21 protein-coding genes are annotated in these 20,802 nt (G+C 71.6%); 10 read left to right on the top strand and 11 right to left on the bottom strand.

Annotated elements, in window-relative coordinates; translation table 11 throughout:
* Positions 1–4: 4 nt before the first annotated feature.
* Positions 5–646 (bottom strand): MBL fold metallo-hydrolase, encoded by a 642-nt coding sequence (locus tag ACZ5KW_RS02000; protein ID WP_343779353.1) that lies wholly within the window; start codon positions 644–646, stop codon positions 5–7.
* Positions 647–763: 117 nt separating this feature from the next.
* Between ACZ5KW_RS02000 and ACZ5KW_RS01995 the strand changes: the two genes are divergently transcribed.
* Genes ACZ5KW_RS01995 through ACZ5KW_RS01985 form a run of 3 tightly spaced genes read left to right on the top strand, consistent with a single transcriptional unit; the run spans position 764 to position 2,198 of the window.
* Positions 764–946 carry a DUF5786 family protein gene (locus ACZ5KW_RS01995; RefSeq protein WP_006629442.1) on the top strand — a complete coding sequence of 61 codons (183 nt, stop codon included), beginning with the start codon at positions 764–766 and terminating at the stop codon, positions 944–946.
* Positions 947–1,522, top strand: a complete 576-nt coding sequence (locus tag ACZ5KW_RS01990; protein ID WP_343779351.1) for an endonuclease dU — start codon at positions 947–949, stop codon at positions 1,520–1,522.
* 49 nt (positions 1,523–1,571) lie between these two features.
* Complete coding sequence (locus ACZ5KW_RS01985; protein ID WP_343779349.1) at positions 1,572–2,198, top strand: uracil-DNA glycosylase; 627 nt, start codon at positions 1,572–1,574, stop codon at positions 2,196–2,198.
* Between the two features lie 6 nt (positions 2,199–2,204).
* Here ACZ5KW_RS01985 and ACZ5KW_RS01980 read toward each other — a convergent pair whose 3' ends face one another.
* From ACZ5KW_RS01980 to phnD, 3 genes are all read right to left on the bottom strand, one after another.
* Positions 2,205–3,221, bottom strand: coding sequence for a PhnE/PtxC family ABC transporter permease (locus ACZ5KW_RS01980; protein WP_343779346.1), 1,017 nt, complete (start codon positions 3,219–3,221; stop codon positions 2,205–2,207).
* The gene (phnC, locus tag ACZ5KW_RS01975) at positions 3,218–4,024 is read right to left on the bottom strand and encodes a phosphonate ABC transporter ATP-binding protein (protein WP_343779344.1); all 807 of its coding nucleotides are present in this window, start codon (positions 4,022–4,024) and stop codon (positions 3,218–3,220) included. The genes ACZ5KW_RS01980 and phnC overlap by 4 nt, the downstream gene beginning before the upstream one ends.
* A 70-nt stretch (positions 4,025–4,094) precedes the next feature.
* Positions 4,095–5,165 carry a phosphate/phosphite/phosphonate ABC transporter substrate-binding protein gene (gene phnD / locus ACZ5KW_RS01970; protein WP_343779342.1) on the bottom strand — a complete coding sequence of 357 codons (1,071 nt, stop codon included), beginning with the start codon at positions 5,163–5,165 and terminating at the stop codon, positions 4,095–4,097.
* A gap of 129 nt (positions 5,166–5,294) precedes the next feature.
* Here phnD and hisH point away from each other — a divergent pair, with 129 nt between their 5' ends.
* Positions 5,295–5,948: an imidazole glycerol phosphate synthase subunit HisH gene (hisH, locus tag ACZ5KW_RS01965; RefSeq protein WP_343779341.1), complete on the top strand. Its 654-nt coding sequence runs from the start codon at positions 5,295–5,297 to the stop codon at positions 5,946–5,948.
* A 22-nt stretch (positions 5,949–5,970) separates the two neighbouring features.
* Here hisH and ACZ5KW_RS01960 read toward each other — a convergent pair whose 3' ends face one another.
* The 4 genes from ACZ5KW_RS01960 to ACZ5KW_RS01945 form a co-directional block, all read right to left on the bottom strand.
* Positions 5,971–6,984 carry an aldo/keto reductase gene (locus ACZ5KW_RS01960; RefSeq protein WP_343779339.1) on the bottom strand — a complete coding sequence of 338 codons (1,014 nt, stop codon included), beginning with the start codon at positions 6,982–6,984 and terminating at the stop codon, positions 5,971–5,973.
* Between the two features lie 94 nt (positions 6,985–7,078).
* Positions 7,079–7,222 carry a DUF7560 family zinc ribbon protein gene (locus ACZ5KW_RS01955; protein WP_343779337.1) on the bottom strand — a complete coding sequence of 48 codons (144 nt, stop codon included), beginning with the start codon at positions 7,220–7,222 and terminating at the stop codon, positions 7,079–7,081.
* Between the two features lie 120 nt (positions 7,223–7,342).
* A complete protein-coding gene (locus ACZ5KW_RS01950; protein ID WP_343779336.1) occupies positions 7,343–8,098 on the bottom strand; it encodes an ABC transporter permease in 756 nt (251 codons plus the stop codon).
* On the bottom strand, positions 8,095–9,174 hold the full coding sequence (locus ACZ5KW_RS01945) for an ABC transporter ATP-binding protein (RefSeq protein WP_343779335.1): 1,080 nt from the start codon (positions 9,172–9,174) through the stop codon (positions 8,095–8,097). The genes ACZ5KW_RS01950 and ACZ5KW_RS01945 overlap by 4 nt, the downstream gene beginning before the upstream one ends.
* A 498-nt stretch (positions 9,175–9,672) precedes the next feature.
* On the opposite strand from ACZ5KW_RS01945, the gene folP reads away from it, so the two are divergent.
* The 3 genes from folP (at position 9,673) to ACZ5KW_RS01930 (ending at position 15,038) form a co-directional block, all read left to right on the top strand.
* Entirely contained in the window at positions 9,673–12,267 is a 2,595-nt protein-coding gene (gene folP / locus ACZ5KW_RS01940; protein WP_371152718.1) for a dihydropteroate synthase, read from the top strand.
* Positions 12,268–12,340: 73 nt separating this feature from the next.
* Positions 12,341–13,834, top strand: coding sequence for a DHH family phosphoesterase (locus ACZ5KW_RS01935; RefSeq protein WP_343779331.1), 1,494 nt, complete (start codon positions 12,341–12,343; stop codon positions 13,832–13,834).
* A gap of 133 nt (positions 13,835–13,967) precedes the next feature.
* Positions 13,968–15,038, top strand: coding sequence for an NAD(P)/FAD-dependent oxidoreductase (locus tag ACZ5KW_RS01930; RefSeq protein ID WP_343779329.1), 1,071 nt, complete (start codon positions 13,968–13,970; stop codon positions 15,036–15,038).
* Positions 15,039–15,489: 451 nt separating this feature from the next.
* On the opposite strand, the gene ilvA is transcribed toward ACZ5KW_RS01930, so the two are convergent.
* Positions 15,490–16,701 (bottom strand): threonine ammonia-lyase, encoded by a 1,212-nt coding sequence (ilvA, locus tag ACZ5KW_RS01925; protein WP_343779327.1) that lies wholly within the window; start codon positions 16,699–16,701, stop codon positions 15,490–15,492.
* Between the two features lie 204 nt (positions 16,702–16,905).
* Positions 16,906–17,313, bottom strand: a complete 408-nt coding sequence (locus tag ACZ5KW_RS01920; protein ID WP_343779326.1) for a gamma-glutamylcyclotransferase family protein — start codon at positions 17,311–17,313, stop codon at positions 16,906–16,908.
* Between the two features lie 162 nt (positions 17,314–17,475).
* Between ACZ5KW_RS01920 and ACZ5KW_RS01915 the strand changes: the two genes are divergently transcribed.
* The 3 genes from ACZ5KW_RS01915 (at position 17,476) to ACZ5KW_RS01905 (ending at position 20,477) form a co-directional block, all read left to right on the top strand.
* The gene (locus ACZ5KW_RS01915) at positions 17,476–18,588 is read left to right on the top strand and encodes an ATP-binding protein (protein WP_343779324.1); all 1,113 of its coding nucleotides are present in this window, start codon (positions 17,476–17,478) and stop codon (positions 18,586–18,588) included.
* A 29-nt stretch (positions 18,589–18,617) separates the two neighbouring features.
* Positions 18,618–20,033 carry an MATE family efflux transporter gene (locus ACZ5KW_RS01910; RefSeq protein WP_343779323.1) on the top strand — a complete coding sequence of 472 codons (1,416 nt, stop codon included), beginning with the start codon at positions 18,618–18,620 and terminating at the stop codon, positions 20,031–20,033.
* A gap of 69 nt (positions 20,034–20,102) precedes the next feature.
* The gene (locus ACZ5KW_RS01905; RefSeq protein ID WP_343779322.1) at positions 20,103–20,477 is read left to right on the top strand and encodes a group I truncated hemoglobin; all 375 of its coding nucleotides are present in this window, start codon (positions 20,103–20,105) and stop codon (positions 20,475–20,477) included.
* A 9-nt stretch (positions 20,478–20,486) separates the two neighbouring features.
* Here ACZ5KW_RS01905 and ACZ5KW_RS01900 read toward each other — a convergent pair whose 3' ends face one another.
* Positions 20,487–20,798, bottom strand: a complete 312-nt coding sequence (locus ACZ5KW_RS01900; protein WP_343779321.1) for a DUF8081 domain-containing protein — start codon at positions 20,796–20,798, stop codon at positions 20,487–20,489.
* Positions 20,799–20,802: the final 4 nt, after the last annotated feature.

Below are 20,802 nucleotides of genomic sequence, written 5' to 3'. Positions count from 1 at the left end.
CTCCCTACTCGTCCGGGTACTTCGGCTCCCGGCGCTCGGCCCGCTCGGTCGCGCGCTCGATCACCTCGCGGACGGTGTCCGTCCCGTCCGCGGCGCGGTAGACGCCGCCGTGGCCGGGGAACATCCCCCCGACCGTGTCCGGCAGTCGGGAGAGGATCTCCCGCAGGCTCTCGATCAGGCGCTCCCGTGACTGCCCGGCCATGTCGGTGCGGCCGAAGGACCCGTCCGAGAACGCGCCGTCGTCGTACACCACCACGTCGCCCGAGTACAGTCGCTCCTCGCCGACGAGCGAGACGTGATCGTCCGCGTGGCCCGGCGTGTAGACGACCTCACAGGGCTCGTCGCCGACGAGGACCTCGTCGCCGTCTCCGATCGCCACGTCCCGGAGCGGGTGGTCGGCGTACGCGAGGACCTTCGGATCGAACCGGTCGACGACCGCGTCGAGTTCGCCCACGTGGTCGTGGTGCTGGTGAGTGAGGACGACGTGGTCGAGCCCCTCGGCGCCGGCGTCGTCTACCGCGTCGGCGATCACGTCGTCGACGCCCGGCATCGTGCCCGCGTCGACGAGCGTCGTCGCCTCCCCGGCGACGAGGTACGCGTTACAGGTGAACTCCTCCGCGTCCGCGGTGACGGTGATCGGCTCCATGCCTCCACTCCCTCGCGGAGCGACAAAAGCGTACAGTCGGGGGCGAAACGGCGGACCGCCCGCTCGGTCGATCCGACCGTGGATTTATCTGCTACCCGCCGTTAGCTTTCATTACAAATGGGCTTTGGCAGCTACGACGAGTCCGAACAGGAGAACCAAGACCTGGACGCGGACTTCGACGACGAAGACGGTGTCCAGGCTGCCCAAGAGACCCACGAGGGGTCCGTCGACTACGAGCCCGGCGCCTCGAACGACGAACTCCTCGACCGGCTCCAAGAGATCAAATCCGAGGAGACGTGAGTGGGTCCGCCGAGCCGCACGCTCGGCATCGCCTTCTCCGACGCTCGTGACGCCAGCTACGCGGCCGGCGTCGTCGTCCGCGCCGACGGGACCCCGGACGGCGTCGCGTTCGCGCGCTGTACCGTCGGCGGGACGGACGCCACCGACGCGGCCGTCGACTGCTGGCGCGCCCTCGACCGCGAGGACGTCCGCCACGTCGCCTGCGCCGGCGTCGCGCCGGCCTGGTTCAACGTCCTCGACCTCGACCGCCTCTCCGAGACGCTCGACCGCCCCGTCTACGCCGTGAGCTACGAGGACAGCCCCGGGCTCGAACCGGCCCTCCGGGACGCGTTCGACGGCGACGCGCTCGCCGCCCGCTTGGACGCCTACCGCTCGCTACCGCCCCGAATTCCGGTCGATCCGTCGGACGACGGGCCGACCGGCGACTCCAGGTTCGTTCGCGCCGTCGGGATCGACCCCGGTCGCGCCGCCGCGGCCGTCCGCGGGCTCACGCGCGACGGCTTCCGACGCTGTGAACCCCTCCGCGTCGCGTCGCTCGCGGCGAGCGCCCACCGCGAGGCGGTCGCCGGCGAGTGAGGCCGCCGAGACCGACGCAACTTAGACGACGCCGGCCGGATCGATCGCCATGAGCGAACACGGCGACGGCGGGCTCGACGCGGACCTCCGGGTGCCCGCCTGCGAGCGCTGCCCCGCGTTAGTCGAGTCGCGGAGCCGGATCGTCGACGGCGTGGGCCCGACCGACGCCGACCTGCTGTTCGTCGGCGAGGGGCCGGGCGCGACGGAAGACGAGGAGGGCGAGCCGTTCGTGGGGCGCTCGGGCGACGTGCTCGACGAGGCGCTGCGGGACGCGGGGCTCGCCCGGGCCGACGTGCGGATCACGAACTGCGTCCGCTGTCGCCCGCCCGACAACCGGGACCCGACGAGCGAGGAGCTGGGGAACTGCCGCGGCCACCTCGAAGGCGAAATCGAGCGACTCGACCCCGAGCTGATCGTGACGCTCGGCAAGGTGCCGAGCGAGCACCTCCTCGACCGCTCCGTCGGGATCACCGCGGAGTCGGGCGACGTGGCCGACGCACGGCTCGCGGGCGAATCGCGGCGCGTGCTCCTCTCCGTTCATCCGGCGGCGACGCTGTACGACCGGAGTCAGCGCGACGGCTTCTTCGAAACGATCGCCCGGGCGGCCGAGCTGAGCGGGGTCGGAGAACGGGGCGAGAACGGCGGGGACGGCCAGTCCCGGCTCGGAGAGTTCTGAGCGCGGTCAGTCCCGCTTGGGACCGTCACCGACGCCGAGCCACTTCTTCGGGTTGAACAGGTCGCGGACGGCCTCGACGAATCCCTTCCCCTGGTGTTCGCCCGGGCGGAGTCGGGCGCGGATGCGCGAGGAGATGAGCTCGATGCCGAGCACAACGATGAACACCATCACCAGCCCGGCCGCGGTCTGTTGGAACTCGAAGAGGTCCTGGCTGTTCCGGATCATCAGCCCGAGCCCGCCGGCGCCGACGACGCCGAGCGAGATGGCGATCCGGGTGTTGATCTCCAGGATGTACAGCGTCCACGCGATGAACGAGCGGGACACCTGACTCAGCATGCCGAAGCTCACGGTCTGGGTGCCCGACGCGCCCGTCGACCGGATCGCCTCGATCGGTCCCTCCTCGATCTCTTCGAGGTCGTCGGTGAAGAGGCGGCCGAGGTTCCCGATGCTGTCGGTCGCGATCGCGAGCACCGCCGTCACCTGTCCCGGCGGGCCGACGGGGATGTACAGGAAGATCCAGACGATGGCGGGGATGGCGCGGATGCCGCTGAGGGTGCCGCGGAAGATGAAGTTGAAGGGGAACGGCGTGACGCGCTCGCTGCCCAGCACGCCGAGGATCAGCGCGAACGGGAAGGCGAACACGGTCCCCATGAAGCCCAAGAGGAGCGTCACGAGGCTCGCCTTCACCAGCGACTGCCGCGACGACTGGAAGCTCTCGATGATGTGGGCACCGCCGTCGCCGAAGCTCGCGGGGATCGCCCGCAGCCCGGTGATCCCCTGGTCTTTGGTGTAGATCGTGAAGTTCTGGAAGTCCGGCGGGAAGAACCCGGTCGAGATGAACTCGTACATCCCGGGGAGCCGCCCCGCGACGACGTTCGGCTGGAAGCCGATGAAGCCGAGCCCCCAGTAGGTGACGCCGAGGACCGCGACGAGCAGCACGCCCCACAGGACGTACTTGAGCCGGCGGAGCCGTTCGAGCGCGCGGAACTGGTCGTCGATCGCCGAGTCGGACGGCGAGCTCACGCCCGCTCACCCCCGTCGGCGGCGGCGTCGGCCTCGCCCAGTTCCTCGCTCGTCGTGCCGGTCGGGACGGTGTTGCCGTCCTGCGCGCTCCCGTAGTAGATCCGGTCCATCTCGTCCATCGTGAGGTCGTCGGCGTCGCCGTCGAAGATCACCTCGCCGTCGCGGATGCCGAGGAACCGGTCCCCGAACTCGCGCGCGATGTTCACCTGGTGGAGGCTGGTGATCGTAGTGAGGTCCTTCTCGGTCGCGGCCTTCTTGAGGTAGCGCATCACGTCCCGCGCCGCCTTCGGGTCGAGGCTGGCGACCGGCTCGTCGGCGAGGACGATCTCGGGGTTCTGGACCAGCGCGCGGGCGATCCCGACGCGCTGCTTCTGTCCCCCGCTCATCGACTCGGCGCGCTGGCCGGCCTCGTCTAAGAGCCCGACCGTCTGGAGGGCCTCGAGGGCGGTCCGCTTGTCCGCGTCGTCGTGCATCCCGAGGGCGCTCCGAACGAGCCCGTTCCGCGAGAGCGCGCCAGACAGCGCGTTGCCGAACGCCGTCTTGCTCTCGATGAGGTAGTGCTCTTGGAACACCATTCCGACCCCGCTGCGGTTCCCCTGAAGCTCCTCGCCGCCGATGCGGACGGAGCCGTCGGTGGGCTGGGTGAGCCCGTTTAGCACTCGCAGCATCGTCGACTTGCCGGCGCCGGAGGGACCGAGGAGGATGACGAACTCGCCTTCTTCGATGGTGAACGACACGTCGTCGAGGGCGACGGTGTCCTCGTCGTAGATCTTGCTGACGTTTTCGAATTCGATCGTTGGCATGTGGTGTGACTTTGTCCGAGAACGGACCGATCGTGTGAAAAACGATCCGAAGTGGGGACCGAGCGGGGTCTTACTGGCTGAAGATGTCCGCTCCGACGCCGAGCTCGTCGGCGACGTCGATGACGGACTGGTAGTCCTCCTGACTCGCCTCGCGGACGCGGCTGAACCAGAGGTCGTCTTCGGTGCCGTCCTCGCCGTCGGCACCGTCGTAGATGCTGTCCGGGCCCTCCAGGAACGCCTCTCGGATGGCGGACTTCACGTCGTCGCCCAGCTCGGGCGAGACGACCATCGGTGCGCGCGGGAGGCCCTCGTCCTCGTGGAGGGTCGTCGCGACTTCCTGCCACGCCTCGGGCGTGGGGCCGGTCTTCGTGTCGCGGACGAACCCGCCCATCGCGGCCGCGTCGACCTGGCCCTGCTCGAGCAGGGTGTACGAGCCGACGTGGCCGCCGGCGAAGCGCGCGTCGAACTCGGCCTGCGAGCCGTTGCCTTCGGGGAGCTCGCCGACGTCGAGGTCACCCTGACTCGACATGCTGTACAGCGGGTACAGCGCGCCGCTGGTCGAGAGCCGGTCGGAGAACGCGACCGTCTTGCCGGAGAGGTCGGACAGCTCGGTGATGTCGCTGTCGTTCGGCGTCGCGATGATGCTCTTGTACGTCCACCCGCCGTAGCCGTAGCGCTGGAGGATGACCTCCGCGTTACCGGTCTTCACGCCGAGCGCGGCCGCGAACGGGCCGGTCTCCGCGATATCGGTCGTCCCCTGTCCGAGCGACTGGATGATCGCGCTGTAGTTGCTACCGACGTTCCCCTCGACCGAGAGCCCGTCGGGCACCTCGTAGTTCTCTTGGAGGTAGCTCCCGACGTGGTCGAGGAGCGGGGAGTACTGGACTTCGAGGTCCTCCTGCGGGACCGACGGCGAGATGCCGAAGTCGACCTTGCCGTCGCCGCCGAACGTCATCTGTGAGTCGCCGCCGTCGGATCCGTCCGAACCGTCGGACCCATCGGATCCGTCCGAACCGTCGGACCCATCGGATCCGTCCGAACCGTCGGAGCCGTCGGAGCCGTCACCGCCGCCGCTACAGCCTGCGAGTCCAACGATACTTGCTGCGCCCGCGACCTTGAGGAATTGGCGTCGTCGCTCCATGAGGAGTACGTATTGGCGTTTTACTGATCTATCAAAAGTGTTGCTGTTCAAATATACGGACAAGTATATACTGCTCTGTAATGGATCCCCGATGGAAACTGACTTCCACGCAGGTGATGTATCGGTAACATGGACGAATCACCAACGGATCGAGAGGTGTCCGTCGCCCTCGTGGACTACGGCCTCGGAAACCTCCGGTCCGCGACCCGCGGGCTGGAGCGCGCGGGCGCCTCCGTCGAGATAACCGACGACCCCGAGGCGTTCGCGGCCGCCGACGGCGTCGTCCTCCCCGGCGTCGGCGCGTTTCGGGAAGGGATGGAGAACGCCGGCCCGCTGCGCGAGGCGCTCACCGACCACGCCGAGGCGGGCCGCCCCCTCTTCGGGATCTGCCTCGGGATGCAGATGCTCCTCACCACGAGCGAGGAGGCCGACCACGAGGGCGAGGGCGAAGTGACCGGCCTCGATCTGGTCCCCGGCACCAACGTGCGCTTCGAGGTCGACCGGAAGGTGCCGCACATGGGCTGGAACGAGCTCGAAATCGAGCGGGACCACCCGATCGTCGACGGGGTCGACGGGCAGTACGCCTACTTCGTCCACTCCTACTACGCCGAGCCGGACGACGCCGACGCGGTCGTCGCCACCGCCGACTACGGCGTCGACTTCCCGGCGGTCGTCGCCAACGAGGCCGGCAACGTGTTCGGCACGCAGTTCCACCCCGAGAAGAGCGGCGAGACGGGGCTGAAGATCCTGCGGAACTTCGTCGACTACTGCGCCGAGCAGTAGCCGGCGACTGCGACCGCTTCTCTCAGAGCCCGCCGTACGGACCGGGCTTGGCGGCGGTCAGCCGTTCGACCTGCTCGTCGGACAGGTCGATTGCCGCGGCCGCGAGGTTCTCGCGAAGCTGCTCGACCGTCCGCGCGCCGACGATGGGCGCGGTGACGCCGTCGCGGTGCGCGAGCCACGCGAGCGCGGTCTGTGCGGGAGTGGCGTCGACCGCCTCGGCGACGGCGTCGAGCTCGTCGTGGACGTCGAAGTTCTGCTCGGTGAGATACGCCTCCTGGAACCGGCTGGACTCGGCGGCCTTCGACTCCTCGGGGAGGTCCTCGTCGCGGTCGTACTTCCCGGTCAGGAACCCCTGCCCGAGGGGGCTCCACGGCGAGACGGCGAGGTTCTGCTGCCGGGCGAACTCGAGGTAGTCTCCCTCGATCTCGCGGTCGACGAGGTTGTACCGCGGCTGGAGCACTTTGAACGGCTCCCACCCCTCGTTGCGCGCGATCTCGTTGGCGCGGGCGACCTTCCACGCGTTCGGCCGGAGCGTCGACGCGCCGAGGTAGTGGACCTTCCCGGACTCGACGAGCCCGTTCAGCGTCTTCATCAGCTCGCGAGCCGGCGTCTCGTCGTCCCAGCGGTGGATGTAGAGGACGTCGATGTAGTCGGTGTCGAGCCGGTCTAAGAGCGCGTCGACGCGGTGACGGACGTTCTTGCGGTTCGTCCCGCGGCTGTTCGGGTCGCCGTCGCGGATCTGCCAGTACACCTTCGAGGCGATCGTGTAGCGCTCGCGGTCGCGGTCGGCGAGCCAGTCGCCGATCCAGCGTTCGCAGTCGCCGCCCCCGTACACGTCGGCGGTGTCGATGTACCGCCCGCCGGCGGTCTCGTAGGCGTCGAGCAGTTCGTGGGCGCGCTCCTCGTCGATTTCGACGTTCCCCGCCTCGGTCACGCGGCCGAACCGCCACGTGCCGAACTGGAGTTCGCTCGTCCGCAGGCCGGTTCGGCCGAGCGGGACGGTTCCGAGATCGATCTCGTCGAGTTCGGGCGTCATCGGTCGGTCGTTGTCCCGGTCGACGCAAAAACCTACAGCAACCGGACGGGGTGTGTGAACGCGCCCCGATCAGGCGGTCGCACGCCCGGCCCCGTCACTCGCAGGTCGCGACGAAGTCCTCCTTCGTCGCGGCCGCGGTACACACCGGGCAGCCGGCGTCGAGTATCGTCTCGCGCATCGCGTCGTTGACCTCGATGGTCTGTGCGCAGTCCGAACAGGTGAAGTGAACGGTGGTCAACGCTGGGCCTCTCGTGTCAGCGGAACGCGGGCTGCGGACATAAATGAACGGTTCCGCGACGACCGCGGCCCTCGGGCGCCGAAGGAGTCACGCCGTCGCGGCGCCGCGACGGCGGCCGCCTCACTCCGTCCGGGGCACCGCGTACGCCCCGACGGCGAGGAAGACGGCGGCCAGCGCGGTCAACACGAGGAGGTCGCCGGCCCACGCGCCGCCGTCGAAGGTGATCGCGCGGGTGCCGCGGGCGAAGTACGTCAGCGGCGAGGCCGCGACCGCCGGGAGGAACCACTCCGGCAGGAGCGACGGGGTGACGAACGTCTCCGAGAGGAACAGGAGCGGGAGTGCGACCGTGTTGCTCGCGGCGATCACGCCGTCCTGCGAGTCGGCGAGCGCGCCGAGGACGGCCCCGAGCCCGCAGAAGAGCGCGACCGCGACCGCGACGAAGACGGGTAACGCGGCGAGCGCCGGCGAGACGATAAGCGTCGCGTCGGTCACCGCGAGCACGAGGCCGAGGATGAGCAGGCTCGCGGCGCCGATGATACCGACGTTGACCAGCGTGTGCGCGAGGAGCCACTCGGCCCGCGAGAGCGGGGTCGTCGCCAGCTTCTCGAACCGCCCGCCGTCGCGGTGGCGCGCGATCTCCGAGCCGACCCGCGACAGCGGCGTGAACAGGACCACGACCGCGAGGTAGCCCGGGATGTAGTAGCCCGCCGGCTCGGCGAACAGGCCGCCGCCGGTCGGCTGGGTCCGCACCAGCGCGCCGAAGATGACGACTAGGATTACCGGGAAAAAGAAGGTGAAGAACACCGCCGTCCGGCGACGGGTGAACGAGCGCGCCGCCGCGACCGCCTCCGTCGATATCCGCCCGAACCGGCTCATCGGTCGCCCCCGTCCGGCGTCGCGCCGTCGGCTGCGCGGCGCCCCCGACCGACCCCCTCGTCCGGTAGTCCGCCGTCTCCCCGGCGCGCGTACTCCTCGCCGGTGAGCCGGAGGTACACGTCCTCCAGCGACGGCTCGGACCACGAGAGGGAGTCGAACGCGACCCCGGCCGCGTCGAGCGCGGCGACGGCGTCGCCGATGTCCTCGGGTCGCACGCCGCGCACCCGGAGGCCGTCGTCGGTCGCCTCGACCGTCGGCTCGCCGCCGAGTCGCTCCCGGACGCCCGACGCGACGGCCTCGACGGTCGCGTCCGTCGTCGGGTCGGCGAGCGTCGCGTCCAACCGGGGCGCGCCGCCGTGTTCGCTCACCAGTCGGTCCGGCGCGCCGACCGCGATGACCCGCCCGTCGCGGAGCAGCGCGACCCGGTCGGTGAGCCGCTCGACCTCGTCCATCGCGTGGCTCGTGAGGAAGACGGTGGTGCCGCCCGCCGCCAGCCGCTCGATCAGCCGATGGATCGCCCGTCGCCCGGCGGGGTCGATCCCGGTCGTCGGCTCGTCGAGGAAGAGGAGGTCCGGGTCGTTGACGACCGCGGTCGCGACGCAGGTGCGGCGCTTCTGTCCCCCCGAGAGCGTCTCGTACCACGCGTCCGCGTCGTCGGCCATCCCCACGTCTTCGAGGACCGACTCGGTGTCCCGGGCCGCGTCGTAGAGCCCGCCGTAGTAGTCGACCAGTTCGCGGGCCGTGAGCCGCGCGGGCGGGTCGAACGACTGCGGGAGCAGCCCGATCCGGGCCGGGTCGACGTCTCGCGGCGGCGCGCCGAAGACGCGTAGGTCGCCCTCGGCCTCGGTCGTCCCAGTGAGCGCGCGCACGAGCGTCGTCTTCCCGGCGCCGTTCGGGCCGATGAGCCCGAACACCTCGCCGGCGGCAACGTCGAGGTCGACCCCGTCGAGCGCGTCGACGCCGCCGTACGACTTGCGAATGCCCTCGCCGACGACGACGGGGTCGGCCGCGGGGCCGCCCGGAGTCGCCCCGTCGGCGGGGGCGTCGACCGCGGCGTCGGTCGCTGTCTCGTCCATAACCCGACTGCGGCCGCGGCGCGCGTAAGGGTTGCTCTTCGGCGGCGACACACCCCGATCAACCGCCGTTCAGCGCGCCCCGGTGAGCACCGCAACGCGGCGCGAACAGCGAGGGACCTTCGGTCCCTCTGGCAGCCGGACGTAGCCCGGCGACCGAGCGCGAGCGAGTCGCGAGCGCGTTTAAACGTGAGCGACGAGGCTGGGGAGGCGTGCGGCGCCGTGCGGTGCCGTGCGGGGCGGGACTCGAAGGGGCAGTCGCGAGTCCTCGCGGCAGGGGCTTTGGCGGTGTTCACCGCCGATCCGTGATCACCCATTTATACCTGGGCGACTGGGACTTCGGCGGTCGTCGTGGTTCCGGGGCCGATCTGGTCCGGCCGCGCGGGCGGTGCGTCGACGGTTGCGCTCTCGACACCGGCCGAGTCTCACCCGCTCCCCACGCAATCGACCACCTCGTCCCGGTCCGTTACCCCTAAGCGAGGCGCTCCCGACCTACGGCGTATGTACTACCACGAGGCGGCGGCGTTCCTCTTCGACCTCCGCCGCTTCTCGGTCAAGCCCGGCACGGAGCGGGTCGAGGCGCTGCTCGCGCACCTCGACGATCCGCAAGACGGGGTGCCGTTCGTCCAGATCGCGGGGTCGAACGGGAAGGGCAGCGCGGCGCGGATGACCGAGTCGGTCCTGCGCGAGGCGGGGCTGTCGGTGGGGCTGTACACCTCGCCGCACCTCTCAGCGCTCGCGGAGCGCGTCCGCGTCGACGGCCGGCAGATGACCGAGGCCGCGATCGCCGACTTCGTCGAGGAGGTCCGCCCGTGGCTGATCGACCGGGCGGCCGCCGGCGAGCCGCTCACGTTCTTCGAGGTCGTCACGGCGATGGCGGTCCACGAGTTCGCGCGCCGCGAGGTCGACGTCGCGGTGCTGGAGGTCGGCCTCGGCGGCGAGTACGACGCGACCAGCGCGGTCGACCCCGTCGCCACCGCCGTGACGAACGTCTCCCTCGAACACACCGCGGTCCTCGGCGACACGGTCGCCGAGATCGCCCGCACCAAGGCCCGTATCGCCCGCCCCGACGCCCCCTTCGTGACCGCCTGCGACGGCGAGGCGCTCGACGTGGTCCGCGAGGTCGCGGCCGACGCCGGCGCCCCGGTGACGCGAGTGACCGGCGACGGGGGCCCCGGGAGCTCCGAATCCGACGAGGCCGACGACCGGCCGGCGTTCGCGGCGACCTACGAGGGCCGAGTCAGCGCCACCGACGCCGAGGTCTCGCTCGCCGGCGAGCGCGAGGGGACGTACCGGATCCCGCTCGTCGGCCGCCACCAGGCGGCGAACGCGGCGGTCGCCGTCGCGGTCGCGGACCGGACGGCGGCGGCGCTGGAGACCGACCTCGCCGACCGCTCGGTCCGCGACGGGCTCGCGCGGGCGACGTGGCCCGGCCGGTTCGAGGTGCTTGAGACGGCGCCGCTGACCGTCCTCGACGGCGCGCACAACCCCGCCGCCGCCCGCACGCTCGCCGCGACGCTCGCCGAGTACGACTACGACGACCTCCACCTCGTGTACGGCGCCATGCACGACAAAGACCACGCGGAGACGGCCACCGCCCTGCCCGACGCGGCGTCGGCGGTCACCTGCCGGCCCGCGCTCGACCGCGCCGAGGACCCGGAAGTGCTCGCGGTCGCGCTCCGGTCGGCGGGGATCGACCGCGTGACGGCGGGCGACGACGTGACCGACGCGCTCGCGACCGCGGTCGACCGCGCCGACCCCGACGACTGCGTGCTGCTCGTCGGGTCGCTGTTCGCGGTCGCGGAGGCCCGTGCGGCCCGGACCCGTACGGTCCGCGAGCGCACGGTCCGCGACGCGGACGACGCCGCACACGCGCTCGACACGGCCGGCGTTCCCCCCGCGGGCGTCGCTGCGCACCGCGACGGCGTCGACCACCGCGCCCTCACGCTGCGCCTCCGCGGCGACCGCGCCGAGCGGCTCGCGGCCGAGGCCCGCGCGGTCGGCGGCGACGCGGCCCTCGGCGGGCTCGGCGCCGACGAGGACCGCGGTGCCGGCGGCGAGCAGGTGCCGCTCACCGTCGCCGGAACGGTCGCCGAACTCCGCGCGCTCGTCGACCGCCTCGTCGCGGCCGACGGGGGCGGGCTCGACGGCGTGGCGGCCGACCTCGCGGGCGCACTCTCGAACGAGGCCGACACCGGGGGCGGTGACGCCGCCGCCACCAACGCCGCCGACGAGGACCCCGACTTCCCGTGGACCGACCGCACCGCCGTGATGGGCGTGCTCAACGTCACGCCGGACTCCTTCCACGACGGCGGGCGCCACGCCGACCTCGACGACGCGGTCGCGGGCGTCGAGCGGATGGTCGAGGCCGGGGTCGACATCGTCGACGTCGGCGGCGAGTCGACCCGACCGGGCGCGGAGCCGGTCCCGGTCGACGACGAGATCGACCGCGTCGTCCCGACGATCGAGGCGATTCAGTCGGTGCCGGCCGTGGGATCGGGCGACGTTCTGGTCTCGGTCGACACGCGGAAGCCGGCGGTCGCGTCGGCGGCGCTCGACGCCGGCGCCGACGTGATCAACGACGTGACCGGGCTGGAGGACCCCGAGATGCGCTCGGTCGTCGCCGACGCCGACTGCCCGGTGATCGTGATGCACAGCCTCGACGCGCCGGTCGACCCCGACGCCGACCCCGAGTACGACGACGTGGTCGGCGAGGTCGTCGACGCGCTGCGCGAGCGGCTGGCGCTGGCCGACACGGCCGGCATCGACCGCGACCGCGTCATCGTCGACCCCGGGCTCGGCTTCGGGAAGTCGCCGGCGGAGGACTTCGAGCTGCTCGCGCGCTGCGGGGAGTTCGCGGCGCTCGGCTGCCCCGTCCTCGTCGGCCACTCGCACAAGTCGCTGTACGGCGCGGTCGGGCGCGACGCCGACGACCGCGAGCACGCGACCGTCGCCGGCACCGCCCTCGCCGCCGACCGCGGCGCGGACATCGTCCGCGTCCACGACGTCGCCGAGAACCGCGCGGCGGTCGACGTCGCCGCCGCGGTCGGCGGGGCGCTCCGCGACGAGGGCGACGCCGCGGGGGACGGGGAGTGACGCGGTCGAGCGTTCCGCGCCGGGTCGCGGGCGCCGACGGCAGCGTTTTGCCTCGCGACCCCCTCGCGTCCGTATGACCCGGCGCCTGCTGCTCGGCTGTAGCGCGGTCGGGAACGCGCTCGTCGAGTACGCCCGCGACGAGCGCGGCGGACGCGACGACCTGGTGGCGATCACCGACGACACCGGCTGGGTGTCGACGCTGCGCGACCGCAACGTCGCCACCGTCGAGGCCGACCCGACCGACCCCGGGACCTACCCCGACAGCGCCGCGGTCGTGCTGATCGCGAGCGACGACGCAGAGCGCAACGTCGCCGCCGCCCGCGCGGCCCGGGAGCGGTACCCGGACGCGATGATTATCGCGCACCTCGGACCGTCGCCGACCGACGCACAGCGGGCGGCGGTCGAAGCGGTCGCCGACCGCGTGGTCGACCCGATCGAGGCGGTCGCCGACCGCGTCTTCGAGGCCGTCGGGCTCGACGGCGACCGCGGCGCCGACGGCGACGGGGAGTTCCCCCACATCGACGACGACGGCGAGAAGCCGGCTCGCCTGCTCGCGACGCTCCGCCGGCTCTCCGGGCCGCTCCTCGTCGTCGCGCACGACAACCCCGACCCGGACGCCATCGCGAGCGCCCTCGGACTGGCGCGGATCGCGGAGTCGATCGGCGTCGAGGCGGACGCCTGTTACGGCGGCGAGATCGCCCATCAGGAGAACCGCGCGCTGGTGAACCTCCTCGGAATCGGGCTGCGGCCGTTCGACGAGATCGACCTGGAGGCGTACGGCGGCGTCGCCTTGGTCGACCACTCCCGCGCGGGGATCAACGACAGCCTCCCCGAGGGCCACCCGGTCGACGTCGTCGTCGACCACCACCCGCCGCGGGGGCCGGTCGCGGGGTCGTTCGTCGACATCCGCCCCGCGGTCGGCTCGACGAGCACGCTAATCGCAGAGTACCTCTCGCGGTACGGGATCGCGCCGGAGCGGGACCTCGCCACGGCGCTCCTCTACGGCATCCGGATCGACACGAAGAACTTCACGCGCGCGACCGCCATCGACGACTTCGAGGCGGCGGCCGCGCTGCTCGCGCACGCCGACGAGTCGACGCTCGAACGGGTCGAGAGCCCGAGCGTGAGCCCGGAGACGCTGCGCGTCCTCGCGGCCGCCATCGAGAACCGGGACGTCCGCGGGTCGGTGGCCGCCTCCTGCGTCGGCGAGATAGCCGACCGCGACGCGCTCGCGCAGGCGGCGGAACGGCTCCTCGACCTGGAAGACGTGACGGTGACGTTCGTCTACGGCTACATGGACGGCGTGATCTACGGCTCCGCCCGCGCCCGCGGCGCCGACCTCGACGCGGGCGAACTCCTTCGCGACGCGCTCGACCCCGTGGGCTCGGCCGGCGGCCACGCCTCGATGGCCGGCGCGCAGGTCCCGCTCGGCATCCTGAGCGAGGTCTCCGAGTCGGAGTCGCTGCCGGACGTCGTCGAGGCGTTCGTCGCCGGCCGGTTCTTCGAGGCGCTCGCCGACGCGCCCGCGCAGCCGACCGGGCTCTCGCCCGAGTTCCCGACGGACTGAGGCGAGGCCGGGCGAACCCGCCTCGCGGCGGCGCGACGCATCCGTCACCGGCGGGGACGGCACGGTCAGGCGGTCGTGCGGGAAACGCGCAACGGTCGCAACGTACATACGACGCGCCGGCAAATTACGGAACATGACCGACGACGTTGTCGAACACCGTCGACTGATTATCGCCGGCACCGGTATCTCGGGGCTCTCGGCCGCCATCTACGCCGCGCGGTCGAACAACGACCCCCTCCTCATCGAGGGCGACGAGCCGGGCGGCCAGCTCACGCTGACGACCGACGTGGAGAACTACCCCGGCTTCCCCGAGGGGATCTCCGGACCCCAGCTGATCAACGACATGAAAGAACAGGCGACGAAATTCGGCGCCGAGTCCCGCAACGGCGTCATCGAGGACGTACGGAAGGAGCCGGCGGGACACTTCCGCGTCGCGCTCACCGACGGCGACGTTTACACCGCCGACGCCCTCGTCGTCGCCTCCGGCGCCTCCGCCCGCACCCTCGGCGTCCCCGGCGAGGACGAGCTGATGGGATACGGCCTCTCGACGTGTGCGACCTGTGACGGCGCGTTCTTCCGCGACGAGGACATGCTCGTCGTCGGCGGCGGCGACGCCGCGATGGAGGAGGCGAACTTCCTGACGAAGTTCGCGGACACCGTCTACATCGCCCACCGCCGCGAGGAGTTCCGCGCGGAGGACGTCTGGATCGAACGCACGATGGAGAAGGTCGAGGACGGCGAGATCGAACTGCTCCTCAACACCGAGCTCACCGAGATCCACGGGACGCCCGAGGACGGTATCGACCACGTGACGCTCGTCGAGCACCCGGACGGCCACCCGACGGAGAAGCTGGCCGACTCGGCGACCGCCGACGAGGTCGACGAGTACGACTTCGACGTGGGCGCGGTCTTCTACGCCATCGGCCACACGCCCAACACCGACTTCTTGGAGGGCACCGGGATCGAGACCGACGACGACGGCTACCTGATCACCGAGGGCGGCCGCGGCGGCAACCAGACCGCGACCGGCGTTCCGGGGCTGTTCGGCGCCGGCGACGTCGTCGACTTCCACTACCAGCAGGCGGCCACCGCCGGCGGCATGGGCGTGATGGCCGCGCTCGACGTCGACGAGTACCTCTCCGAGCGCGAGCGCGCCGGCGAACTGTACGAGGCCGAGGTCGACGCCGCGGCCGCGGACGACTGATACTCGTTCGCTGTAGCGTTCATAAAAAGCCCCAGCCGATCGCTTATAAACAGTTGACTGTGGATCGGCGGAGAACACCTCCAAAGCCCCAGCCGGGAGGACTCGCGCGCCTCGCTGCGCGCCTTGCTCGGTCCGCTCGCTGCGGTGCTTGCGTCGTCGGGCTTCGTCCTCCCGGCTGCCCCTTTGATTCCCACCCCGCCCCGCACAGCACCTCACGCCTCCCCAGCCTCGTCAGTCGCCGGAGCGAAGCGGAGGCGACTGACTCCAGCGAGTGACCAAAGGTCCCTCTGGCAGTCGGGCTTCGCCCGACGACCTCGCGCGTGCTCTCGTCGGCGGCTCCGCCGCCGGCTGTCAGAGAGACCGAAGGTCTCTCACTACTCGCGGCCGCCTCCGGCGGCCACTCGGAGGCACGCGCCACCGCAGTTTCATTTATAAATAGTCACTGCGCGCTTCACGACTGGATCTCGACCTCGTACCCCTCGGCTTCGAGCGCGTCGACGATGTCGGCGGCGTGTTCGGCGTCGTCGGTCTCCAATTCGAGTTCGAGCTCGGCCGCGTTGACCGCCACGTCGCGGGAGGTGCGGTCGTGGTGGACCGCGTACACGTTCGCGCCGGTGCGCGCGACGATGCTGGAGACGCGCTCTAGCTCTCCCGGCCGGTCCTTCAGGTCGATCGTGATCTTGAGGTACCGTCCCATCTGGACGAGTCCACGGCGGACCACGGTGCCGAGGCGGTTGAGGTCGATGTTGCCCCCGCACAGCGCGGCCACGATCGTCTCGTCGTCCTCGTACTCGAACGCCTCCGAGAGGACCGCGGCGAGCGCGACCGCCCCGGCGCCCTCGACGAGCGTCTTCGAGCGCTCCAAGAGGAGCGTGAGCGCCAAGGCGATCTCGCGGTCGTCGACCGTGACGACCTCGTCGACGTACTCGGCCATGACTTCGAGGGTCCGCTCGCCGACCGAGCGCGTCGCGATCCCGTCGGCGATCGTGTCGACGCTGTCGATCTCCGTGACCTCGCCGGCTTCGAGCGACTGCGCCGCCGAGGCGGCCCCCTCGGCCTGAACGCCGACGACACGCACGTCGGGCAGCTGCTCTTTGATCGCGACGGCGACGCCCGAGATCAGCCCGCCCCCGCCGATCGGGACGACGACGGTGTCCAACTCGGGGCAGTCGTCGACGATCTCTAAGCCGAGCGTCCCCTGTCCGGCCATCACGACCGGGTCGTCGAACGCGTGGACGTACGTTCGGCCCTCCTCGCGTTCCAGTTGGTGCGCGTACGCCTGCGCCTCGTCGTAGTCGACGCCCTCCAGCCGGACGCTCGCGCCGTATCCGCGGGTCGCTTTCACCTTCGAGACGGGCGCGAACTTCGGCATCACGACGGTGGCGTCGACGCCCGCGCGGCTGGCGGCCAGCGCCACGCCCTGCGCGTGGTTGCCGGCGCTCGCGGTGACGACGCCGGCCTCGCGTTCCGCCTCAGAGAGCGTCTGGATCCGGTTCATCGCGCCGCGGATCTTGAACGCGCCGGTCCGCTGGAAGTTCTCCAGCTTGAGGTGGAGGTCGGCGCCGCTCATCTCGGAGAAGGACCGCGACCGCTCTAAGGGCGTGTGGCGGGCGACGCCCGCGACCCGCTCGCGCGCCTCACGGATGTCGGAGAGACTGAGCATGAGGTCCCGTCGCCGCGCCGCCCGCTAATCGGTTCCGGTCGGTAGCGGTCGACGGGTCGAATCCGCGAGCCGGCGGCTCGCGGTTCGTGAAAGGGGGAATGCACGCGTGTGACGTGCGAGTGGAACGAGGCGGTGGGAATACAAAAAGGTGAGGCTACCAAAGCGAAAGTGAAACCGCACGACTGCGGAGCCGTCATCCGCCCGTCAGACGCGATCTCGGGGTGTCAGACGCACCCGTACCTCACGCTCGCCGAGCACCGCTCGCACCCGGTCGGCGAACGGGCCGTCGCCCGGCCAGGTCGCGTCCGCGTCGAGCCGGCCGGGGTCCCCGACGTACACCGCGGCCGTCTCGGGGTAGTCCGCCGGCGCGTCGAGCGGGACGGTCTCTCTGACGTACAGCCCGCCGTCCACGTCCTCGTACGCGTCGAGCGCCCCGATCTCCTCGGTCCGGAGCAGCCGTCCGGCGGTCTCGCCGCCCGGCGCGAGCGTCGGATACCGCCCCTCCACGAGCCGGAGGCCGGTGAGCGTCGCGGGGCCGACGAAGACGAACGAGTCCGCCACGTCGGCGACGGCGTCGGGTTCGGTCAGCGTCCCGTACACGAAGACGTCCATGGGAGCCGTCGGACGCTCGCGGGTTTCAACGTTCTGGCGGTCAGGCGCGCAAGCCGCTCCGACGGCCCTCGGAGTCGTCCCGTTAGCCCCGATCCCTCCGACCCGTCGCCCCGCCTTCGACCGATCACAACGACTTTGGTCGTAACGACGGTTACACGGACAATGCCGACGTTGCGCGGCCGCCACGCCGTCTCACTGCTCGGTGTCGGTCTCCTCGCGGCCGCGGCGCTCCACCACCTCGACGAGGTCGAGCGGGTCAGGACCGCGACCGGGCCGCTGCTGGCGTTCGCGCTCGACGGCGGGGTCGCGGTCGGGCTCATCGCGGCCGGCCGCCGGATCGCCGACCGCGGGCTCTCGCCGACCGAGGAGTGGCGCGTCGCGCGGTGGACCGGCTTCGGGACGGCCTTCACCGTCGCCGCGTTCAGCGCGACGGTCGGGGTCCGCGTCCTCGAAGGGCGCCCGCTCGTCGAGCCGGTCTTCCCGATGCTCGTCGCCGCGGGCGTCGGGGGACTCGGCGGCGCGGTCGCGGGGTACTACGCGGTCCGACAGGCCGCCGACGCCCGCCGCGCCCGGGACGCGGTCCGGACCGTCTCGCTCGTGAACCACCTCCTGCGTCACGACCTCCGCAACGACCTCTCGACGATCCACGGGTACGCCGACCTGCTCGCGGCCGACGACGGCTCGGACCACGCGGCGGTCGTGGCCTCGAAGGCCGACGAGGGGCTCGAACGCATCGAGGCGGCGAGCGCCGTCGCCGACGCGCTCCTCGGCGACGCCGACCGCGGCCGCACCGACCTGGTGGCGACGGTCCGGAACGTGCTGTCGGGGGTCGACGGCGACCGCTCGGTGACCGTCGAGACCGACCTCCCCGAGACGGCGCCCGTCGCGGCCAACGACGGCGTGCGAGCGATCGTCCACAACCTCGTCGAGAACGCGGCCGAGCACGGCGGGCCGGACGTCACCGTCCGCGTCGCGGTCCGACTCACCGACGACGGCGTCGCGCTGGTCGTCGCGGACGACGGGCCGGGGCTCCCGCCCGCGGCCCGCGACCGACTGTCCGCCCCCGACGAACGGCGCGACGAGGCGGCCGTCGGGTCGGGCGAGGGGGTACTCGGCGACTCGCCGGACGGGACGGTCAGCGGTCTCGACCTGGTCGCGGCGCTCACCGAGGCGTACGACGGCTCGCTCGACGTCGGCGAGTCGGAGCACGGGGGCGCGCGGTTCGCGGTGACGCTCCCGCACGCACCGGTCGAGTCGGCCGGCTCCGATACGTAAAAACCGCGGGCGGCCGTCGGCGGCGGTACATGGACTTCCCGCGGCTGCGGCGCGTCTGGCGGCGCGTGTTCTCGCTCGCGTGGCCCGTCATGTCCGAGCAGACGTTCCGCACCGCGATGCGGACGACGGACATCCTCGTCACCGCGCTGTTCTCGCCCGCCGCGGTCGTCGCGATCGGGCTCGCCGACCTGTACGCGCGGTTCCCGCTGCGGATCGGACTCGGTCTCGGCGGCGGCGCCATCGCGCTCTCCTCGCAGGACACCGGTGCGGGCGTCGCGGACAACCGCGACGAGGCCGTGACGCAGGCGATCCTGATCGGCGCGCTCGCCGGGATCCCGTTCGTCCTCTTCGGGTTCCTCTTCGGAGAGTTCGCGATCGACGTGTTCGGTCGGTTCGTCGGCGAGCCGACCTCGCCGGCGGTCGTCGACCTCGGGTCGACGTACCTCGCGATCGTGTTCGCGACCGCCCCCTTCCGTCACGTCGCCTTAGTCGGCGCCCGCGCGCTTCAGGGGACGGGCGACACCCGGACGCCGATGTACGTCAACATCGCCGCCAACTCCGTCAACATCGCCGGCTCGGTCGTCCTCGGACTGGGACTCTTCGGCTTCCCGCGGCTCGAAGTCACGGGCGTCGGGCTCGCGACCGCGGGCGCGAACGTGCTCACCGCCGGCCTGCTCTGTTTCGCGATCTGGGGCTCGTGGACGGACGCGGACTTCGCGCTGCCGCGCGACCTCACGATCGCGAAGCAGCTCCTGACCGTGAGCGCCCCGCGGGTGGTGGAGGGGTTCGGCTCCGAGATCGCCGAGTTCCCGTTCAACGCCCTCCTCTTGGGCTTCGGCGAGCCCGTCAACGCCGGCTTCCAGATCGGCCGCCGCGTCTACCAGCAGGTGACCGGGCCGCTCTCCCGCGGCTACAACGTCGCGGCGTCCGTGCTGGTCGGCCAGTCGCTCGGCGAGGGCGACCCGGAGGCCGCGCGGTTCGACGGGTGGGCGGTCGCCGCGCTCGGCGTCCTCACGGTCGGCACGATCGGGCTCGCGCTCGTGGTCGCCGCGCCGCGGATCGTTCCGATCTTCACCGACGACCCGGAGACGGTGGCCTACGCGGTCGACTTCGCGCGGGTGTACGGGGTCGCCGCCGGGGCGCTCGCCTGCTTCTCCGCCCTGTCCGGGTCGCTCCAGGGCGCGAGCGAGACGCGGATCCCCCTCGTCGCCCGCGTCTCGGCGATGTTCGGGCTCTTCTTGGGGCTGTCGTGGCTGCTCGGCCGCACCGCGGGGCTCGGCCCCACCGGCGCGTACGTCGGCGTCTTCGCCGCCTACGTCTGGATGGCGCTCGTCGTCGCCGCGGGCTTCCGGTACTCGGACTGGGCGACCCGCGCCGCCGACATGATGGACGCGCGCGGCTCCGGGCCGGACGCCGATCCAGACCCGGACGAGGGGGCGTCGTGAGCGGTTCGTCGGCATTCTCGACGCGAGCGCGAGGCGAACAGTGATACGGCAGGGGGTCGTTTTCGACGCATGCCCAACGAGGCGCTGTACGACCGGCTCGGGGGCGAGCCGGCGATCGGTGCGATCGTCGACGAGTTCTACGAGCGCGTGCTCGACGACGAGCGCGTGGCTCACCAGTTCGACGACGTCGACATGTCCGATCAGCGCTCACACCAGACCAAGTTCCTGAGCGCGGTCACCGGGGGGCCGATGCAGTACGAGGGCGACGACATGAAGACCGCTCACGAGGAGCTGGCGATCACGCCCGAGGAGTACGAGGCGGTCGCGACGCACCTCGACGAGGCGCTGCGCGTCTTCGACGTCGACGACGCCGACCGGGAGGCCGTCATGGAGGCGATCGCCGGGTTCGAAGGCGACGTCGTGGACGGGCCGGCCGACGAGTGACACCGGATGCTACGGCTCGCCGCCGAGCGACTCCTGCTCGGGCGCTCGGTCGCCCCTGAGCCGGCGGCGGCGCTTGTCGTAGGCGGCCTCCAGTTTCGCGTTCGTGGCCCGCGAGACGAGGTAACAGTCGGCGTCGCCGCCGTCGCTCGGGTGCGCGCTCGCCACCCAGACGTGGCCGTCGCCGGCCGAGAGGTCGTCGGCCCACCGCTCGGCGGCCGCCCGGCTCTCGAACGCGTGGAGGGTCCCGTCCTCGAAGACGAGTTTGCCCACCTTCGCGTTCCGCTTGCGTGCGGACGGTTTGATCGCGACGACGACGCTCACGCCC

Source organism: Halorubrum ejinorense (assembly GCF_055389685.1).
The sequence above is the reverse complement of the archived record's forward strand: the minus strand, read 5'-3'. Positions and strand labels throughout refer to the sequence as shown.

Bases quoted from the DNA above. Each gene is read 5' to 3' on its own strand.
- ACZ5KW_RS02000 (WP_343779353.1), bottom strand. From the start codon at position 646: ATGGAGCCGATCACCGTCACCGCGGACGCGGAGGAGTTCACCTGTAAC.
- ACZ5KW_RS01995 (WP_006629442.1), top strand. From the start codon at position 764: ATGGGCTTTGGCAGCTACGACGAGTCCGAACAGGAGAACCAAGACCTG.
- ACZ5KW_RS01985 (WP_343779349.1), top strand. From the start codon at position 1,572: ATGAGCGAACACGGCGACGGCGGGCTCGACGCGGACCTCCGGGTGCCC.
- phnC (WP_343779344.1), bottom strand. From the start codon at position 4,024: ATGCCAACGATCGAATTCGAAAACGTCAGCAAGATCTACGACGAGGAC.
- phnD (WP_343779342.1), bottom strand. From the start codon at position 5,165: ATGGAGCGACGACGCCAATTCCTCAAGGTCGCGGGCGCAGCAAGTATC.
- hisH (WP_343779341.1), top strand. From the start codon at position 5,295: ATGGACGAATCACCAACGGATCGAGAGGTGTCCGTCGCCCTCGTGGAC.
- ACZ5KW_RS01960 (WP_343779339.1), bottom strand. From the start codon at position 6,984: ATGACGCCCGAACTCGACGAGATCGATCTCGGAACCGTCCCGCTCGGC.
- ACZ5KW_RS01950 (WP_343779336.1), bottom strand. From the start codon at position 8,098: ATGAGCCGGTTCGGGCGGATATCGACGGAGGCGGTCGCGGCGGCGCGC.
- ACZ5KW_RS01945 (WP_343779335.1), bottom strand. From the start codon at position 9,174: ATGGACGAGACAGCGACCGACGCCGCGGTCGACGCCCCCGCCGACGGG.
- folP (WP_371152718.1), top strand. From the start codon at position 9,673: ATGTACTACCACGAGGCGGCGGCGTTCCTCTTCGACCTCCGCCGCTTC.
- ACZ5KW_RS01935 (WP_343779331.1), top strand. From the start codon at position 12,341: ATGACCCGGCGCCTGCTGCTCGGCTGTAGCGCGGTCGGGAACGCGCTC.
- ACZ5KW_RS01930 (WP_343779329.1), top strand. From the start codon at position 13,968: ATGACCGACGACGTTGTCGAACACCGTCGACTGATTATCGCCGGCACC.
- ilvA (WP_343779327.1), bottom strand. From the start codon at position 16,701: ATGCTCAGTCTCTCCGACATCCGTGAGGCGCGCGAGCGGGTCGCGGGC.
- ACZ5KW_RS01920 (WP_343779326.1), bottom strand. From the start codon at position 17,313: ATGGACGTCTTCGTGTACGGGACGCTGACCGAACCCGACGCCGTCGCC.
- ACZ5KW_RS01915 (WP_343779324.1), top strand. From the start codon at position 17,476: ATGCCGACGTTGCGCGGCCGCCACGCCGTCTCACTGCTCGGTGTCGGT.
- ACZ5KW_RS01910 (WP_343779323.1), top strand. From the start codon at position 18,618: ATGGACTTCCCGCGGCTGCGGCGCGTCTGGCGGCGCGTGTTCTCGCTC.
- ACZ5KW_RS01905 (WP_343779322.1), top strand. From the start codon at position 20,103: ATGCCCAACGAGGCGCTGTACGACCGGCTCGGGGGCGAGCCGGCGATC.